Genomic DNA, 17,901 nt, shown 5'->3' on the forward strand with positions numbered 1-17,901 from the left:
GGTCACATTCCATCCCCAGCCCCAACACGGGATGGCTTTGCATGTTCCAACGACTGTCCGACGCTGCTGAGCACGCTCGCTTCACGGCGCTTGTACACGGTCCATAGATCAGTATGGCGGATGGGATCAAATGCCTCTTGAATGTAAGTTCCGTAGAGATTGCGCAGCGGGATGCCGTTGATCCCAGCCTTCGGCACCATCAGCACATCGACCCCCCCGAGCAATTGTTCCGGAGGCAGGTGATTGACGTCATTGATGTTGCGTCCCCAGTGCAGCCACGCGTAGTCGCCACGGGAGGGCGGCAGACCTAGTCCTGCCGAGAAAGGATTGGCAAAATCCAGCACCGAGACGTTCTCGGGCTTCACCGGAAGCTCGCTCAGGAGGCGCGCGCCTTCGCGGATGCTCATGAGATAGTCGGTCATGAAGCTCCGGTTGCCCGGCAACCAAAGAGTGGTCAGCCTCAGCTCACCGAAACGAGGTAGTCCGAAAGGCTCGCCCGTCCGCGCTGTGGCCGCGATGGAATGCACACCAAGCGCCATGAAGCAGTGAAGGCTTGTCGGTAGGAGAAAGGCGATCAGCAGAAGCGGAGCCCCTTGAGCCAAGATTCCATGGCTTTCATGACCGGCAAGACGGCGGGAGCGCAGCAGGATCTCCGTTGCGACGGCCGCGCCGGCGAACACCGTGATGATCCCCCAGGGCTGCGAGTTCTGGCTCTGGATGATCAGGCCAGGACCCGCGCAGATCCCGAAGAACAGCAGATCGCGAAGGCTGCGCGTTCGCCACAGCACCAGACCGGCAAAGATGGCGAGAAGCACATAGTCAGTCATATGGCGGAGGAAGGCCAGCGACAGATCGACGATGCCGCGGGTTCCGCTAACCTGGCCTGCGAGCACGAGATCCTCAAGATGGGAGAGAGAGGATTGCCAGAAGGCCTCGATGAGGAGAGCGGAGAGGACGATCAGACCGAGAGCCCACAAAACCCAGCGTCGCTGGCGGGAGTCGAAGAGCATGAAGGCAAGAAATGCCAGGGCAACGAGACCGTAGGTGGCCTTGGTGTAAACCAGCATCAGGGTGAGAGCTGCGGCGCAGAGAGCATCGAGCAGGTTCTGGCGGCTACCGGGATTTCCGGGCTGAAGATATAGGACGAGAAGCAGGCTGAGGGCTGCCCATCCGATCCGGTTGTAGAACATCGCGAAAGACAGTGATGCGATGCTCTCGCCAAGATTCGTGGGAACGGCGACGATCAGGAGCAGGAACAGGCCATAGGGGATTGCCACCACCGGCCGGAGGCGCGAACTGAGGATGTGGATCATGGGCAGGGCAAGCCCGAGGGTCGTGGCCGCCATGGCTGCCGGCATCGCCCCGCCCATGCTGCCGGAGATCCAATATCCGAGAGCCGGCACATAGAACGACAAGGGACCCAGGGCCGTATGGAAGTCGCGGTTCGGAACCTGACCCGACGCGATCCGATGCGCACCGTCGAGAAAGATGAACAGATCGTTGAGGTAGGCAGTCGTGACCGTCTGGCCCGGCAGGGCAAGGAGCAATCCGAACGCCGCCGCCGCACAAAGGAGCGTGCCGGACACCCAGGCTGTGGGTCGTTCAAGAGGAGTCATGAACGACCGTCCTGATTTAAGGCCGCCTCAGGAGCCAAAGGGGCGCGGCGATATAGCTTCCAATGCTGTGTCTCCTCGGCAGCATCGAAATTTACCGCGATGTAGGGGCCATAGACAGCCTGAAGCTGTGGCAGCGGTCCTTTTGCGGCGTCCGGACTATCGGCCGGTTTCGGCTCCATTACGAACTGCACATCGGCCAGTAGCGTCTCGGCTGGGATATGGTTCGCGCTGCCGAGTGTGCGGTCCCATTGCAGCCATGGCGTATCGCCTTGCGCCGGGGGAGCGTTGAGCGCCATCGAAAACACATTCCCCGTGTCGAGTACGAGAATCCGTTCCGGCTTCGGATCGAGCCTCGATAAGGCGTCCAACCCATCACGCAGCACTTCCTGATAAGCGGTGGCGGTGTCGTAGTCGTTCCATGTCCAGAGGTTCGCGACCCGAACCTGCTCCAGGTTGGGGAGTGTGACGGCGTTGCCTGCCCGTATGCTCGCTGCAGCCGTGTGAAGGCTGAGTGCTGCCAAGGAATGGATGGCGGTGGGCAGCACCATGGCAAGAAAGAGCAGCTTTGCGCCTGCAGCCGTGGACCAGCCTCCCGGATCGATGGCTCCTGCTTGGCGGCTCTCAGACCGAAGGATCGTCTCCGCGGCAACAGCCGCCGCGCCGTGAAGCATGATGATGCCCCAGGCCTGGAAGTTCTGATTGATGATCAGAAACCCTGCTACGGCGCAGAAGGCATAGAACAGAAGGTCCCGAACAGTGCGGGTGCGGTACAGGGCTATCCCGGCAATCAGACCGAGCAGGACATAATCCGTGAGGTTCACGAGGACATGATCCACGATCTGCCCCCAGGTGCCGCGCAACCCGCCACCTACGTCGAAGGCCAGCTGCAGATCGGCCAGATGGGCGAGGGAAGATTGCCAGATGAGCTCGATGATGAGCGCCGCGAGGATCGTGATTCCAAGGGCGTTAGCAGACCAGCGGCGCTGCTGCCGGTCGGAAAGCATGAACAGAAGGAAGGCAAGGGCCACAGCACCGTAGCTGAGCTTCGTGTAGAGCATCAGCAGAGTGAGGGCGGTCGCACAGGCCGTATCAAGAAGCGTCTGGCGCCGGTCGGTGCTCAGTGGGCGAAGATACATTACGATGAGCACGCCCAAGGCAGCCCAGCCGATCCGATTGTAGAACTTGGCAAACGACAGGGAGGTGACGCCCTCGCCGAGATTGACAGGCACTGCCACGATCAGGAGGAGGAACACGCCGTAAGGAATAGCAAGGAAAGGATGAAGCCGCGAGCCGAGAACGTGCGCCATCGGCAGGGCGAGCAGGAGCGTCATCAGAGCCATGGCCGTGGGCATGGTGCCGCCGAGGGTTCCCGAAAGCGCATAACCTGCAGCCGAAAGATAATACGCGAAGGGCCCTAGAGGCGTGTGGAAGTCCTGGTTCGGCACTTGGCCTGCGGCAACCCGGTAGGCGCCGTCCAGAATGACGAAGAGGTCATTCAGATAGCGGGTCGTGACGGTTTGCCCCGGAAGGGCGAGCAGCAGGGCGAGGAAGGCCGCGGCTGCGAGCAGAATCGGACCCACTTTCATGGGGCGCTCAGTCCAGAGCCGCATGATTTCTGTCCTCCGTGCGTCAGGGGTTAGAGGCGCAAGCGCTTGAAGAAACGTTCGGGAATGCTCCCGATCGCCATCATGACGGGCCGCCAGATCGGGCGTACGTAGATCACGTCACGGCTGCTCTTCTCGGCCGCCGTGAAGATGGCGCGCCCGACCTCGCCGGGTTCCGCGGTGAGGACGGGCGGCAGCTTCATGCCGGCTGTCATCTGCGTGCGTACGAAACCGGGTTTGACTGTCATCACCCGCAGGCCCTTTGGCGCCAGGCGGTTGCGCAGGCCCGACAGGAACGCCGTAAAGCCCGCCTTGGCGGCGCCATAGAGATAGTTGGAGCCGCGGCCGCGATCGCCTGCCACGGAACTCACGCCCACGAGAGTGCCGGATCCGCGCGCAAGGAAACGCTCGGCGAACAATCCGAGCAGGAGCGCCGGACCTTCGAAGTTCGTTCGCAGCACGAGGGATGCGTGAGTAATATCGGCCTGACCCTTCGCCTGATCGCCCAATTCGCCGACAACGCAGACCACCGTATCCGGCATCGCAGGCAGAGTGTCGAGAAAGCTCCCGAAGGCGCCGGTCTCGAGAATATCGAGCCGGTGCACCGTCACCTCGGCGCCGGTACGTGCGCGGATGTCGCCGGCATTGCGATGGGCCTCGTCCTCGTTTCGGGCGGCAAGCTGCACCTGCCATCCAGCCTGGGCGTAATGCAGGGCCGTGGCGCGTCCGATATCGGAGGTGCCGCCGACAAGAAGAAGGGTTTTCGAAGGTTCCATCAGATGCCCAGCCGTACCGACAAACGCGAAGAAATCCGGCCGGTTGCACCGATGGCCCGCCGCAGGTCGCGAAAGCGGGACAATCCGGGGTAACCGGCCTCGAAGGTTGCAGGCGACTGCCTTGCATCCTTGGCTAGATAGAGCCGCCCCCCGGCTTCGACCACCAAGCGGTCAAGCTCGTCGAGCAGGGGGAAGGCATCGTCGCTGACGGGCAGGTCGAGGGTCAGGGTGAAGCCTTCAAGCGGGAACGAGAGATCCCCGTGGCTCGCGCCCAACTGCTTAAGCACGGCCAGGAAGGACGCGCTGCCATGCTTGGAGATGCGCTCGAGGATGCTGCCGAGAACAGCCTGAGCATGCGCGGTGGGGATGACGCATTGATACTGCAGGAAGCCGCGCCGCCCATAGATGCGGTTCCAGTTGCCGATCCCGTCGAGGGGGAAGAAGTAGGGATTCCAGTGAACCAGCAAAGGATAGCCGGATTTCAAAGCTCCTGCCCGGAAGTACAGCTCGTTGAAGGTGGACACCGACAGGCGGTTGAGAGTGAAGGAGGGCAGGTCGAGCGGGACGCCCAGGCGTCCAAGCCTGGAGGAGGGATAGAGCTCGCCTCCGGGGCGAAGGGCGTCCAAGTCCCGCTGCGTGGCATGCTCAGCCGCGAAGATCAGCGAACGACCGAGCGAGGCGCCACGGGCCAGGCAGTCGACCCAGGCTACCGAATAAGTCGCGCTGCCCGTCTCCTGAAGGGCCCGAATGGCGTCGTCGAGATTGCGGGCGACAATGCTTGTCTGGCGCATCCACCCGGTCTCGATAGGCCGGAGATTAAAGGTGGCATCGAGGATGGTCCCCGTGAGGCCCATCCCGCCGATGGTGGCGGACAGGAGTTGGGGATTCTCGTCACGCGAGCAGGTGACGATGCTTCCGTCCGGCAGAGCCAGGGTCAGGCTTTCCACGTGGTCACCGAACCCGCCGTCTCGGTGGTGGTTCTTGCCATGCACGTCCGAGGCGATCATGCCGCCGATGGTGACGAACTTGGTGCCCGGCACGACAGGAGGGAAAAAGCCCTTCGGGACCACGACCTCGAGCAGATCGGAGAGCAGGACGCCTGCTTCCACCTGGATGCGGCCCATTGCGTGATCGAAAGCCTGGATGCGATCGAGCCCTCGGGCCATGAGAGTGACCCGTTCTCCGATGGCGGCGTCGCCATAGGCGCGCCCGTTGCCACGGGCCACCAGCCCGGTCCGGGAGGCCATCAGGGAAGGGAGGGCTTTGGGGGACAGGGGGCTGAGGGTCTCTGACGGATGGCGGGGGTAGCGTCCCCAACCGGTGAGTTCCGTCATGCCTGCCGCTCCTTGAACACGAAGGTCCGATCCAGAATGAACTTGGCGGCATAGCCAATCGCAAGTCCGAGCACCGCACCGGTATATTTTGCCAGATCCGTCTGCCAAATCATCCAGAAAGCCACCTCGAAGCCCCAGAATACCAAGGTGGTCAGGACGCTGAAGGCACCATAAAGGGTGATCTTCTGCACCTCCTGCCGGTGGCCGCCATAGTCATCCTCGAACACCCACTTCTTGTCGAGCACGTATTTGAGGATGAAGCCTGCGGCCGTTCCCATCAGGATGGACAGAGCCAAGGGGGCCACCGGCGCGATCCGGATGACGACTTCCTGGGTAAAGAGATTGACCAGCGTCGCAATGATGGCGAACACGACATAGCGGACGAACATCATCGGTCCCGCTCTCCCCGAGGATCTGCGGGAGGCTTTGGCAGGAGCTCGCGCTCTCCGATCACTGACTTGATAGACATGGCCTAGACGGCAGCCACGATCAGGACGACAGCAGCTGCCACGGTGAGCAGGCTGCCCTTGTCTTTGAGCGCGAACACCACGGGATCGTCATCCATGATCCGCCGCCCGGCGAGCATCAGTGCGCGAGCAATCCAGAACATGAGCAGCGGTCCCACGAGCCAGAGAAGCTGAGGGCGTGAATAGAGTTCGTTGATGCTGTCGCTTGAGATGTAGAGCGCCAGTATTGTCACGGCATTGAAGCCCGCAGCCGCAGCAAGGGCTGCCACGATGTCCAGGTCGCTGTTCTTGTAGTCTCGGCTGGTCGGGTCGGGGAGGTTGGCATCACGGCGGGCTGCCAGTTCCACGTAGCGCTTGATCAGGGCCAGGGACATGAAGATCATCATGCTGAAGGCGATCAGCCACTCCGATACGGCCACGGATGTCGCGACAGCGCCGCCGATCACCCGAACCGAGTAAAGGCCTGCCAGCGTGATCACATCGACGACCATCATGCGCTTGAGCACGAACGAATATGCGGTGGTGAGGGCAAAGTAGCCAAGCAGCACCCCTAGGAACGACAGCGACACCGCAGACCCGACCACCAAGGCTGCGAGGAAGAGAACCGGTATGGCCATCACGCCGTGCATCAGGGGAATGGCGCCGCTCGGCAAAGGCCGCTTGCACTTGCTGCGATGGCCCCGATCATCCTGCAGATCCACCAGGTCGTTGAGGATGTAGATGCTCGAGGCACAGAGCGAGAAGGCCACGAAGGCCAGAATGGCCTGGGTGACGGCCTCCAGCGTGAACAGATGAGCCGCGAGGAGCGGGAGGAAGATGAGGGCGTTCTTAGCATATTGATGCACGCGCAGCATCTTGGCCCAGGTGCGCCACGTCGGGCGTGCATGGTTCAGGTGCTCTGCATCGGGACATTGAAGGGCAAGTCTTCTCCGGACCCCGGCAGGGGTGCGGATGGCAATCGACTTTGCGGCCTTTTCCCAGACGGGCAGGTCGGCGGCATCATTGCCGACATAGTCGAAGCCGCGCTCGCCGAAGGCCTCCACAAGCTGCTGGGCTTTCCTGTGGCCGGCCAGGTTTGTGGTCTCGTTGGACGCGAACCATCCGGTGAAGAGGCCGAGGTGGTCGGCGATGCTCTCCACCAGCCGTTGGTGACTGGCGGACGCGAGATAAACAGGGCGGCCTGCCGCTCTGGCCTGACGGATCAGGCTCAGGACCTCGGGGTCGTAGGGCAACGTTCCCGGATTGAAATCGACGGGCTCCGACAAGCGGTGCTTCAGGGCGGCCTTGCCACGGGAGAGGGCCATCAGCATGTCGACGATGGATTGCGGCCGGCGTCCCAATTCCGAGAAGGCGGTCTCGATCAGCAGGTCGGAGGCGATCAGGGTGCCGTCAAGATCCACAACGAGAGGGCGGGACGCCTCTTTGGGAGTCTCGATCTCAAGGGTTGTCCAATGCGCCTCATCCCTCTCATACTGGCGCTCGGGACGCTCATGAGGGCGAAGGCTGCGGGCACGATGGGGCAAGGTCTGCGATTTGAGTTCAGATTGCACCAAGAGCCCGTGCTCCCCTTTTACAAAAACATCAAAGAACGCGTGTTCGCTCATTCTGCCGCTGTGTACATGGAGCACACGTGCTCCATGCCAAGCCATTTCGTCCCTCTCAGCCAATGAGCATCGTCATCTGGCTGATCCAGGCTCGTCATTTCATGGCAGTCGGGCAGAACTTGACGGCGAACCAACAAACACGGCTGTAAAAAGTTTCATGAAAGGGTTTGTTTCGTAAACCTGAAGGGCGGATCTCTGAAAGCAACAGGATGTCTGTTGAGGCGAGAATCGTTAACCATCACCTTTAACCGAGCGGCAAGGATGTTGGGCCAGTGTTTGTCTCAATCCATGAGGAGGATCTGAGATGGACGAATGGTCAGGGCGCAAGTGGGAGCCTGTTACTGAGGAGCGCCTGCTCCGGGCGATTGATGTCCTCGTCGACATCGCCAAAGAGCATGGGCCGGCCTTCGATCCCGTGCTGGAGACGGTCAGGCAGGAGCTTCACGATTTCCGACGCCAGCACCCATGCACCAATCAGGTCGAGCGCGAGACTGGTGTTCTTCTCCGCAAGGCAGGCTAAGGCATCCTGCGTGGCGGTCTACTAAGACCGCCGGTGGTGACACTATGTGGAAGTCTTGATCAGGCAGCCTTTGCTGCTGCGGTACTGTCGTAGCATCAGATAGGCTGCAACTGCTCCTCACGGACGAGACGGGCAGGACCCTGATGGGTCCCTCGCACGTGATACTGAAAGCCTGCTTGGTCCGAGGGGAGGAGACGGGTGACCTCCCACACATCGTCAGGGCGCGTGCTGTCGATGGTTGTCACCATGTTCAGGAAAGCTTCCACCGTGTTGGTGCTTGCAAGCTTGACCAGATGCACCCGGTCCCCGACTTTGAACTTGTGCGACGTCATGGCGCGATCCCCCGCTCGATAACTACCTAAGCAGTAGGAACTAACATAGGTTAGTTTCGTTCCCAGCCTCATGATGAACAACTATTCACATCGCTTTCCTGTCGTTCTGCTGGTCGAGGACGAGCCGCTCGTGCGCATGGCAGCGGCCGACGATCTGCAGGATGCTGGCTTTCATGTCCTCGAGGCTGCCAATGCCGATGTTGCGCTGGCGGTTCTGGAATCCTGCTCCCACGACGTGCAGGTTCTCTTTACGGACATCGACATGCCAGGCTCCATGAATGGACTGGATCTTGCGGAAAACGTCCAGCAGCGCTGGCCGCACATCTCACTCCTGATTTCCTCGGCCTATCATCGTCCGGGTCCCGAGACACTTCCCGATGACGGGCGGTTCGTGTCGAAACCCTATTGCAGCGACGATGTCGTTCAGCAGATCCGCGAGCTCGTGACGAGCCATTGATCTCGATCTGACTGTCTCATGCCGGTTGCCGAACTGGAGGCTTGACAGTGATAGTGATCGCGAAGCGGCGAGTCTCTCCGGATTGGATGGAAACTGTTCCAGGCTTGTCTGAGAAGTCGCCTACAAAGTCTTGTGGATCCGCATAGCCCTGCCAGGGCTCGATGCAGACGAAGCCTGCGCCCGGCTTGGTCCAGATCCCTAAATGCGGCATGTCATGGAAGTCGACACGCAGCGAAGCACTGTCACGCGCACCATATTCGACGGAACGGCTTCCCAACTGATCGAACACAAGAGCATCCGCCTCGAAGAGATTGTCGCGCAAGGCGAGGGTACGGCCCTGCACAGGACTCGGCTCGGCCTCGCGCTTGATCAGACCCTCAAGAGATCGACGAATCGGCGCCGTTTCCTCCTGCTCGAACTGAATCTCATGGGCATCGCGCGGGGAGTCATAGGGCAGGGGCCACCGAAAGGCCGGGTGGAACCCAAATGAGACAGGCATGTCTGAGGAGCCGGTATTCGCCACGCTCGCGGTGATGCTCAAAGTGGCGCCCTCAACCGCATAGCTCACGTCAAGTTGGAAAGGAAAGGGATAGCGCTGGAGCGTGGCTTCGCTGGAGCAGAGCCGAAGGCGGCAATGAGATGGGCTTGCTTCTTCGATGTCGAAGCGAGATGTGCGGGCAAAGCCATGCTTGGGCAGTTCGTACTCCATGCCATCGGCACGGATGCGGTCGTTCCTGACGCGACCGACAATAGGGAAGAGCAGGGGAGAGCGCCCGGCCCAGAAGGCAGGATCTCCGTCCCACAACCAGTCACGTCCCTGCTCATCCTGAAGCCGAATGAGCTCGGCCCCATCGGCAGACACCTGTGCGCGCAGCTGCGGACTGGAGATGACGACGCTCATTCTTCAAGCTCCCTTTCTCGTGACACTGGCCTTGGTACGAAGACGCGGAGAGGCAGATGGGGCCGGAAGCAGAATGGACAAGGCAGGTGAAAGCCTTCGACAAGGCAGGAGTCTTTCCTTCTGGCCTATCATGCTGCGTGTCTCGCCCTACTTGCCGATCAGCTTTGCCGGCCTGTCGGAGCGAGGCCTTACAAGCATGGAATTCCACCGGCTGACGAGATCCGGAATCTGTGAAGCGGCCATCGGCTTTGCATACAGAAAACCTTGGGCATAATCGCAACCCAACTCGCGCAGACGCCGAGCCTGCCCGTGCGTCTCCACCCCTTCGGCTGTGACCTGAAGCTGTAGGCTCTTTCCAAGGCTGATAACCGCCGCGATGATCGCCTCGTCATCGGAGTCCTGCTCAAGATCTCGCACGAAGCTCCTGTCGATTTTGATATGATCTACTGGAAACTGCTTGAGATGAGTCAGGGAGGCATACCCGGTCCCGAAGTCGTCCAGTGCGATCTGGATCCCGTGCTGCCGGAATTGAGCGAGCGCCGAAGACACGTTGTCTGAATTCCTGCCAAGGAGAACGGTTTCGGTGACCTCTACCTCGAACAATGAGGCAGGTACCCTCAACTGATCGAGCGCCCGCAGCAAGTTGTCGACGATGCTCAGTTGGCTGAATTCAGCCGGCGAAAGGTTCAGAGCGATCCGGCCAACCAGGAGATCCTGATCCAGCCAGCTCCGGACATCTGCGGCAACTTTTGTGATCAGCTTCTTGCCGATGGCTGCTGCGATGTCATGGTCCTCGAAGACTGCACCAAAATATCCTGGGGTGAGAATGCCATCGGTCGGATGCTGCCACCGTGCCAGTGCCTCAAGACCGATGATCTCTCCTGTCGTGAGGCATATTTTAGGTTGATAGAACGGGACGATCTCATCATTGGAAATGGCCTCACGCATGCCTTGCCCGAGGGAGACGCGCTGCTCGATGACGTTCCGCATTTTGGATGAGTAGGTGATGACCCGGTTTCGTCCCTGAGACTTGGCCTGGTACATCGCAATGTCGGCATCCTTGATGAGTTCCGCCGGATTCCCGTCATGATCAGGATAGGCGGCGATGCCGATGCTCACCCGGCTGATCAGCGTCCGCTTTTGATAGATGAACGGCTGGCGAAGCGTTTCGGCGATCAACGAGCCAAGCCTCGTCGCGCTCTCCAGTTTCAGTGGGTCGACGACAAGGACGGCGAACTCGTCGCCGCCGATCCTCGCCACGGTATCGCATCCGCGAACCATCGTTGACAGGCGACGAGCTGTCTCCTGCAGCAGAGCGTCTCCGGCATCATGACCAAGGGTGTCGTTGATGTCCTTGAAGTCGTCCAAGTCAATCAGAAGAAGGCTAACACTTGTGCCGCTCTGCCGTGCATGCTCAAGAGCAGCATCGAGGCGATGCTGAAACAGGGTGCGGTTGGGAAGGCCAGTTAGCGCATCATGATTGGCTGAGCGCCAGATTTCCTTCTCCGCCTCCTTCTGCTCGCTGATATCGAAGGTGACACCCACGATGCGATCAGGGCCAGCCTGCTCGCCACGGGCGCGCAGCCATCGCGTCTCTCCGCTGGGCAAGACATAGCGACACTCGATAGAACTAGCCCCATCTGACTGGATCTCGCCCAAGAAATGCTCGACCTTCTGATGGTCATCGGGGTGGATGCCCGTCATGAAGGTTCTGTCGGTACCCGGCCTGATTCCAAGTAGCGCCAGGGAATTCTCGGAGCGGGTGGTTGCCCCGGACAGCGGGTTGAACTCCCACGCGATCATGTGGGCGGCCTTCAGTGCGAGCTGCAGACGCTCCTCGCTTTTCTTCAGCGCCTGCTCCGACTGCTTGCGTTCGTGTATGTCCATGGCAATACCGAACCATTGCTCGGTCCTGCCCTGCTCGTTCTTTAAGGGCTGGCCACGCACGATGAACCAACGGTACATGCCATCCAAGGCGCGACGCAATGGCATCTCGATCTCGAAAGATGCGCCTCTTCCGAGAGCCTCATTCCATGTGCCGGTGATCCGCTCTCGATAGAAGGGGTCGAGTACCAAGTTCCAACTTCCGGCCGGTCCGTCCTCGGAGTGCAGGCCGGTGTAATCGTACCAGACGTCGTTGCAATAGGTGAAGTCTCCATCCGGAGCGCTGAACCAGACGATCTGCGGGGAGCTCATGGATGCCGGCATGGCATCCACAAGGGTGCGAAGGCGCCTCTCGCTTCTCCGAAGGCGTTCCTCGGTTGCGCGAAATTCCGTGATGTCCCGTGAGATGCAAAGGAAGCCCTGTGGGGCAAGGTCGCGCCCCATGATGGGTGTAACGACGACATCCCACCACTTCTGGGTTCCTGTCATCGTTGCGCACGGGCCCTGGAAGCGCCCGATCCCGCCCGACTTGACAGCCTCGACAGCCGCGTCTGCGTCCTCGCCGGCGATACTGCTCCAGATCTCGGTCCAATGGCGGCCCTCAATCGTGCGGAAATCCTCGACTTCCATGGCACGCATGCCGCCTTGGCTCATGAAGCGGAGACGCCCTCTCAGGTCGAAGACCTTGATGCAATCATCGGAGCTGGCCAGCAGGCGGCGTGTGAACTCCTCGCTTTCCGCTGCCGTCTTGCTGGTGAGTTTTAGCTCGAGCTGACACATGACGGCTTGGGCGAGCGTAGCAAGCGCTTCTCCCTGCTGTTCAGTGAGGCCATCAGGGCGCGTGACGTAATCGAGAACGCAAAGCATCCCAAGAGGCAACCCATCCTTCGTTCTGAGCGGAACCCCTGCGTAGAAGGATAAGTCGGGTTCACCTTCGAGACGAGCCCTGTCTTCAAAGCGCGGGTCGAGGCTCAAATCTGGGACGACAAAAAGGCCTGGCTGCAGGATAGCATGATTGCAGACCGAGTTCTCGCGGGGAGTCTCTTTAAGCTCCAGTCCAATTGTGGCCTTGAACCACTGCCGACGTTCATCGAGGAACGAGATGCAGGCGATTGGAGTATTGCAGATATGAGCCGCTATCTTCGCAATGCTGTCGAACTCAACTTCCGGTTCCGTATCCAGAATGTCGAAGTTCTGGAGCGCAGCAAGGCGATCGACTTCCTTCCAACGAGGCAGATTGTCGTGACCATGACACTTTATCATTCAAAAACTGCCCGCTGGATAGCATCGGAACTGTTCAGGAATGTCGGACTTCAACCGACCCAACGGAGCGGCATCATGCCTCGAGCGCTCGCTCGATCCGTTGCAAACCTATGATCCGGGCCAACCGGTAAAATGGCAGTGCGTCATGCAGGTCCTCAGCGAGGACCTGCCATAATGCTGATGACTTCCTGTCCGCAATGATTGAACAATCACCAAACAAATGAGGTACTTGCCGCTCTGCGAGAGGTCAAGAAGCGGCACTGCGATACCAAGTTTTAGAGTTAACAGAAGCCTCATATTCGGCTCACTCGCTGCAAGGCTTGCAGATTCCTATTCGGCCAGCGCCGCAATCCGTCAGTTCTACCTGTCGTGTGCTTATGCCTGAAAGAGCTTTGCTCCCCGAGTTGTAAGAGACATGAGCTCTGCAATCTGACCTTGGAAGCATGCTGTCTTCGCAAGTCGCGTAGGTGGTTCTACGTAGCCTCAAATTTCGGGAACTACGTAGTTGCACGAAGATATAGCGGCTCTCGTGAGAGGAATGAGAGCGAAGGCTAAGTTCTAACGTTTTAAAAACATCAGGCTTTACAATTCCTTGATCTTACTGCCTGGGCGATGCTGCTACGAGCGGCGGGGGCATTCTCTCTCTGAAAGCTTTGATTAACGATAGTTAAGGAGCATTAACCATAAGCGAGTAACAGATACCATTATTTACGTATTGCCCGTTGAAGTGCCAAAATATAGTTTCTGTCTCAGCCGCTTAACGAAGTCCAACTAAGTAAAAAACGTGATCGGCTAGCATATAACAACTAAACGCACTTAATTACTAAGGCGGGGCAGAAAAAATGTATATCGTCGTCGATGACCGGCAGATGGTTACGTCTGGATATGTTGCGAGCTTCAAGCGTGAAGGCATATCCTCCCTTGGCTTATACGCAGATGAGTTCAGCGATTGGCTTGAGACGGCCTCCGATTCCGATCTGGAAGCCGTGCAGGGTTTCGTTCTGGGCACCTTCGAGGAGCGGGTTCACTCCGCCGAAAGCATCCGGCGCTACTCCAAGGCGCCGATCATTGCCTTGAGCGATGTTCGCTCTCTCGAAGAGACTCTGGAACTCTTCACTGCAAAGTTTGACGATGTCGTTCGTAAGCCCGTTCACGTCCGGGAAATTCTCGCACGGACCGAAGCCGTCTGGCGCCGCGTGAACGCAAGCGCGGGAAAGAAGACCCAGGACAATAGTGACCGGCTGAAGGTTTTCTTTGATGGCCGTGATCCGGAGATCGATGGCCTTCCTCTCTCCCTCCCGCGCCGTGAGAGGCACATTCTCGAATATCTGGTTCGCAAGAAGGGGCACCGGCTCACCAAGAAGCAGATCTTCGATGCGGTCTACGGGATCTACAGCGATGATGTCGAGGACAGTGTTGTCGAGGGGCATATCAGCAAGCTGCGCAAGAAGCTCCGGCAGCGCCTCGGTTATGATCCTATCGATGCTAAGCGGTACATCGGTTATTCCTACGTAGGGGCCGCGATCTAATTCTGGTCACGGGGATATATGGCTGCCACAGTAAGCTGCGGCAGCCATACGCATTTGGGGATCCTGCAAGGCAAGTACGATTTCTGGACGGCCTTCGGATCTGCTCCCTATGAGAACTGATTGAGGCCGGCTGGCAGCTTGAGTGCCCGGTGCGGATCAAGGTTGCCTGATCACGTAGTTTGACTGAGTTTTGCAATGCTCATGACTTAATGGTTGTGGCTGAACTGCAGACGGGCAACTCTCAAAGATCCTGCTAGGCCGCTCCGAATGGAGGTGCAGGCTGTGGTGGCAAATACATGCCCCAAGCTTGCAGACATGGCAGCAGTATCAAATGCAACAATGATTCTATTTCGTCTTGCGGTTTTATTTGAAAATAGGGCGATTCGGACCTCATCTCCTTCGTGCGTTAACTCTATTGCAGGAAACGCCGACCTATTCTTCCTCAACGTCATGGCTGCGACTTAAGAGGCGTGAAGCTCAGCGGGTCGACTCTTCGTCTGATTACAGTCGAAGTGATGATCAGGTCCAGCCGCTCAACCTTGATGGTTGACAAAGTGATGTAGTGAACGAGGCGTACTGGGGCACGATCATGAGGATAAGGATTTCGCGGGCTACCGTCTGCATGCGGCTAATGCGCAGCAGGCGCTTCCGGGACTTCTAATTCTGAGCCGATACCTGCCCTTCAGTTCCCACGCATGAACATGAGGTTCAGCGCTTTATTGCCGGCGTGTAGGCCGCACAATTCTCCCAATCTGAAGCGCCAGATGACCGGCGTCGTTCAGTTCACATAGTAAGAGTTGAGACACGGCAATGGACGACCTTCTTCTTGAGTTTCTTACGGAGACCAACGAGCACCTCGAAACGGTCGACGTGGAGATGGTCCGTTTCGAGCAGGATCCAAACAACGAAGCGATTCTTAGTAACATTTTCCGCCTGGTCCATACCATCAAGGGAACCTGCGGTTTCCTCGGCCTGCCCCGGCTCGAGGCACTTGCCCATGCAGCTGAAACGCTGATGGGTAAGTTCCGCGATGGAATGCCGGTCACGACCCCTTCCGTTTCGCTGATTCTCAGCACCCTTGATCGCATCAAGGAGATTCTCGGGGAACTCGAGCGTCAGGGTGCTGAACCGGAAGGATCCGACAGCGATCTCATCGAGATGTTGGACAAGATGGCCTCGCAGGAGCCGACTGCTCAGGAAGTAGCTCCGGCTCCAAAGACGTCGCAAACTTCAGGTGCTGCAGTCTACCAAGTACTCGAGAGGGAGCTGAAGCCGGGCGAGGTCTCGCTCGACGAATTAGAACGCGCCTTCCGGGAGGCTCCTGGTCCGGAGAAGGCTACGACCGCTGGCACCCTGGCGTATCAGGTGCTTGAGCGCTCTCTGAAGCCAGGAGAGGTCTCACTGGATGAGCTGGAGCGCGCATTCCGTGAGGCGCCTGGGCCGGCTGCTCTCGTGATTGAGAAGCCGATGGCGAAAGCATCAAACGAGAAACCGACTGCTCTTGCCGCAGTGCCTGCAGTTTCAAAGAAGAATATGGACCCGGCTGAGGCTGGGGAGAGCGGTGAAGCAATCCCTGGTAAGGTTCAGACGATCCGGGTCAACGTGGATACCCTCGAACATCTCATGACGATGGTGTCCGAACTCGTCCTCACCCGGAATCAGCTGCTCGAGATCGCCCGACGCAGCTCGGAAGATCACGGCTACAAAGTGCCGCTGCAGCGTCTGTCGCAGGTTACCGCCGAGCTGCAGGACGGGGTGATGAAGACCCGGATGCAACCGATCGGGAATGCTTGGCAGAAGCTACCGCGCGTCGTGCGCGACCTCTCGAACGAGCTCTCGAAGAAAATCGATCTCGTGATGCAGGGCGCAGACACCGAGCTCGACCGGCAGGTCTTGGAGGTTATCAAGGACCCTCTCACTCACATGGTCCGCAACTCGGCGGATCATGGCGTCGAGAGCCCGGCCGAACGAAAGGCTGCCGGTAAGCCGGAGAAGGGCACGATCCGCCTCAATGCCTATCACGAAGGCGGCTCGATTACGATCGAGATCGCCGACGACGGCAAGGGATTGAACTTCGCGGCTATCCGGAAGAAAGCCGCCGAGCGCGGAATCGCAAGTGACGCCGAGCTGGAGCGGATGAGTGATGCCCAGGTGGCAAAATTCATCTTCCATCCTGGCTTCTCGACCGCCGCAAAGGTCACATCTGTCTCTGGCCGCGGCGTCGGTATGGATGTGGTCAAAACCAACATCGAGCTCATCGGCGGAACAGTCGATATCCGCTCCGAGCAAGGGCGCGGAACGACCTTCACGATCAAAATCCCGCTGACCCTGGCGATTGTGGCAGCGCTCATTGTTTCCTCTAAGGATCAGCGCTTTGCCATTCCGCAGATCGCGGTATCGGAACTCGTACGGGTGTCGCCTACCTCCGAGCATTCTATTGAACGTATCAACGGAACACCGATCCTGCGTTTGCGCGACCGCCTGCTGCCAATCGTGCCGCTGTCTAAGGTCATGGGCCTGTCCGGAAATGAGGATGTCAACCATGGCTTCGTGGTGGTAACGCAAGTCGCGCATCAACGCTTCGGCATCCTCGTCGACGGTGTATTCCATACCGAGGAAATCGTGGTGAAGCCGATGTCCTCGAAGCTGAGGCACATCCAGCTCTTCTCGGGCAACACGATTCTGGGTGATGGCGCCGTCGTGTTGATTATCGACCCCAATGGACTCGCCCGCATGGTGGGTTCGGACGCGGACCGCAACGAGTTCCAGAGCGACGCGAACCTCGAGCAAGCGGCCGTTGCAGCGGATGAACTGACGAGCCTGTTGGTCTTCCGTGGCGGAAGCGAGAGCCTGAAGGCCGTCCCGCTTTCCTTGGTGACGCGTCTTGAGGAGATCGAAGCATCGACGATCGAGTGGTCGAGCGGACGTCCAGTGGTCCAGTACCGTGGACGCCTGATGCCGCTGGTCTCCTGTGACGAAGAACTCGCGATCAAACGCGAGGGCATGCAATCTCTGCTGGTATTCTCGGACGGCGACGTGTCAATGGGTCTGGCAGTTGCCGAGATCGTCGACATCGTAGAGGACAAACTGGATATTGAACTCCTTGCCGAGCGGTCAGACCTTGTTGGGTCTGCTGTCGTCAGGGGGCGCACCACTGAGATTGTCAATGTTGCACACTACCTGCCGATGGTTCTTGAGACGTGGTCGCGCAAGGAGCGAAAGGGAAGGCCAGAGCGGTCTCTGCTCCTCGTCGACAGCTCGACCTTCTTCCGGGACATGCTTGTGCCGGTTCTGAAGGCATCCGGATATCGCGTTCAAACCGCCTCGACAGCCCAGGAAGCGGTTCGCCTCCTATCCAGTGGGCTGCATGTTGACGTGGTCGTTACGGATCTCGAACTTTCAGGACATTCCGGCTTCGCCTTGGTCGCGTCCCTGCGGGCCGATCCGCATCACACCACGATCCCCGTGATCGGCCTGACCGTCAGGTCTGATCCACAGCAGATTGCCTTAGCAAGAAAGCTGCACATTTCCGAGATCGTCTCGAAAATCGACCGCAGAGGTCTTCTCTCCGCTCTCGCAGAGCTCAATGAAACGCTCGAAGAGGCTGCTTAATC

General features: G+C 59.1%; 14 protein-coding genes. 5 read left to right on the forward strand and 9 right to left on the reverse strand.

The annotated features are described in order from the left end of the window. Positions 1-2: 2 nt before the first annotated feature. From VB618_RS03925 to VB618_RS03950, 6 genes are all read right to left on the reverse strand, one after another. A complete protein-coding gene (locus tag VB618_RS03925) occupies positions 3-1,616 on the reverse strand; it encodes a hypothetical protein (protein ID WP_329795217.1) in 1,614 nt (537 codons plus the stop codon). Next, positions 1,613-3,226 carry a hypothetical protein gene (locus VB618_RS03930; RefSeq protein WP_329795218.1) on the reverse strand — a complete coding sequence of 538 codons (1,614 nt, stop codon included), beginning with the start codon at positions 3,224-3,226 and terminating at the stop codon, positions 1,613-1,615. The genes VB618_RS03925 and VB618_RS03930 overlap by 4 nt, the downstream gene beginning before the upstream one ends. A gap of 26 nt (positions 3,227-3,252) precedes the next feature. Then, positions 3,253-3,996: an SDR family oxidoreductase gene (locus VB618_RS03935; RefSeq protein ID WP_329795220.1), complete on the reverse strand. Its 744-nt coding sequence runs from the start codon at positions 3,994-3,996 to the stop codon at positions 3,253-3,255. Further along, the gene (locus VB618_RS03940) at positions 3,996-5,330 is read right to left on the reverse strand and encodes an FAD-binding oxidoreductase (protein WP_329795221.1); all 1,335 of its coding nucleotides are present in this window, start codon (positions 5,328-5,330) and stop codon (positions 3,996-3,998) included. Before VB618_RS03940 ends, VB618_RS03935 begins: the two co-directional genes overlap by 1 nt. Next, the gene (locus tag VB618_RS03945) at positions 5,327-5,722 is read right to left on the reverse strand and encodes a GtrA family protein (protein ID WP_329795222.1); all 396 of its coding nucleotides are present in this window, start codon (positions 5,720-5,722) and stop codon (positions 5,327-5,329) included. Before VB618_RS03945 ends, VB618_RS03940 begins: the two co-directional genes overlap by 4 nt. Positions 5,723-5,802: 80 nt before the next feature. Next, positions 5,803-7,347 (reverse strand): UbiA family prenyltransferase, encoded by a 1,545-nt coding sequence (locus VB618_RS03950; protein WP_442931637.1) that lies wholly within the window; start codon positions 7,345-7,347, stop codon positions 5,803-5,805. Positions 7,348-7,705: 358 nt separating this feature from the next. Here VB618_RS03950 and VB618_RS03955 point away from each other — a divergent pair, with 358 nt between their 5' ends. Beyond that, complete coding sequence (locus tag VB618_RS03955) at positions 7,706-7,921, forward strand: hypothetical protein (protein ID WP_329795223.1); 216 nt, start codon at positions 7,706-7,708, stop codon at positions 7,919-7,921. A 95-nt stretch (positions 7,922-8,016) separates the two neighbouring features. Here the strand turns inward: VB618_RS03955 and VB618_RS03960 are convergent, their stop codons facing one another. Beyond that, positions 8,017-8,253 carry a hypothetical protein gene (locus VB618_RS03960; RefSeq protein ID WP_329795225.1) on the reverse strand — a complete coding sequence of 79 codons (237 nt, stop codon included), beginning with the start codon at positions 8,251-8,253 and terminating at the stop codon, positions 8,017-8,019. A gap of 70 nt (positions 8,254-8,323) precedes the next feature. Between VB618_RS03960 and VB618_RS03965 the strand changes: the two genes are divergently transcribed. After that, the gene (locus VB618_RS03965) at positions 8,324-8,710 is read left to right on the forward strand and encodes a response regulator (protein ID WP_329795226.1); all 387 of its coding nucleotides are present in this window, start codon (positions 8,324-8,326) and stop codon (positions 8,708-8,710) included. Positions 8,711-8,726: 16 nt separating this feature from the next. Here the strand turns inward: VB618_RS03965 and VB618_RS03970 are convergent, their stop codons facing one another. Then, positions 8,727-9,611, reverse strand: coding sequence for an aldose 1-epimerase family protein (locus VB618_RS03970; RefSeq protein ID WP_329795227.1), 885 nt, complete (start codon positions 9,609-9,611; stop codon positions 8,727-8,729). A 147-nt stretch (positions 9,612-9,758) separates the two neighbouring features. Next, the gene (locus VB618_RS03975; RefSeq protein ID WP_329795228.1) at positions 9,759-12,362 is read right to left on the reverse strand and encodes a sensor domain-containing protein; all 2,604 of its coding nucleotides are present in this window, start codon (positions 12,360-12,362) and stop codon (positions 9,759-9,761) included. Positions 12,363-12,506: 144 nt separating this feature from the next. On the opposite strand from VB618_RS03975, the gene VB618_RS03980 reads away from it, so the two are divergent. The 3 genes from VB618_RS03980 (at position 12,507) to VB618_RS03990 (ending at position 17,899) form a co-directional block, all read left to right on the forward strand. Next, entirely contained in the window at positions 12,507-12,872 is a 366-nt protein-coding gene (locus tag VB618_RS03980) for a hypothetical protein (protein ID WP_329795229.1), read from the forward strand. Positions 12,873-13,600: 728 nt separating this feature from the next. Then, a complete protein-coding gene (locus VB618_RS03985; protein WP_329795231.1) occupies positions 13,601-14,287 on the forward strand; it encodes a response regulator transcription factor in 687 nt (228 codons plus the stop codon). Positions 14,288-15,097: 810 nt separating this feature from the next. Then, complete coding sequence (locus VB618_RS03990) at positions 15,098-17,899, forward strand: hybrid sensor histidine kinase/response regulator (protein WP_329795232.1); 2,802 nt, start codon at positions 15,098-15,100, stop codon at positions 17,897-17,899. The last annotated feature ends 2 nt before the right edge of the window (positions 17,900-17,901 follow it).

This window comes from Microvirga sp. CF3062, from assembly GCF_036314045.1.
Taxonomy (GTDB): Bacteria; Pseudomonadota; Alphaproteobacteria; order Rhizobiales; family Beijerinckiaceae; genus Microvirga.

Bases quoted from the DNA above. Each gene is read 5' to 3' on its own strand.
- VB618_RS03925 (WP_329795217.1), bottom strand. From the start codon at position 1,616: ATGACTCCTCTTGAACGACCCACAGCCTGGGTGTCCGGCACGCTCCTT.
- VB618_RS03930 (WP_329795218.1), bottom strand. From the start codon at position 3,226: ATGCGGCTCTGGACTGAGCGCCCCATGAAAGTGGGTCCGATTCTGCTC.
- VB618_RS03935 (WP_329795220.1), bottom strand. From the start codon at position 3,996: ATGGAACCTTCGAAAACCCTTCTTCTTGTCGGCGGCACCTCCGATATC.
- VB618_RS03940 (WP_329795221.1), bottom strand. From the start codon at position 5,330: ATGACGGAACTCACCGGTTGGGGACGCTACCCCCGCCATCCGTCAGAG.
- VB618_RS03945 (WP_329795222.1), bottom strand. From the start codon at position 5,722: ATGATGTTCGTCCGCTATGTCGTGTTCGCCATCATTGCGACGCTGGTC.
- VB618_RS03955 (WP_329795223.1), top strand. From the start codon at position 7,706: ATGGACGAATGGTCAGGGCGCAAGTGGGAGCCTGTTACTGAGGAGCGC.
- VB618_RS03960 (WP_329795225.1), bottom strand. From the start codon at position 8,253: ATGACGTCGCACAAGTTCAAAGTCGGGGACCGGGTGCATCTGGTCAAG.
- VB618_RS03965 (WP_329795226.1), top strand. From the start codon at position 8,324: ATGATGAACAACTATTCACATCGCTTTCCTGTCGTTCTGCTGGTCGAG.
- VB618_RS03970 (WP_329795227.1), bottom strand. From the start codon at position 9,611: ATGAGCGTCGTCATCTCCAGTCCGCAGCTGCGCGCACAGGTGTCTGCC.
- VB618_RS03975 (WP_329795228.1), bottom strand. From the start codon at position 12,362: ATGCTTTGCGTTCTCGATTACGTCACGCGCCCTGATGGCCTCACTGAA.
- VB618_RS03980 (WP_329795229.1), top strand. From the start codon at position 12,507: ATGATTGCAGACCGAGTTCTCGCGGGGAGTCTCTTTAAGCTCCAGTCC.
- VB618_RS03985 (WP_329795231.1), top strand. From the start codon at position 13,601: ATGTATATCGTCGTCGATGACCGGCAGATGGTTACGTCTGGATATGTT.
- VB618_RS03990 (WP_329795232.1), top strand. From the start codon at position 15,098: ATGGACGACCTTCTTCTTGAGTTTCTTACGGAGACCAACGAGCACCTC.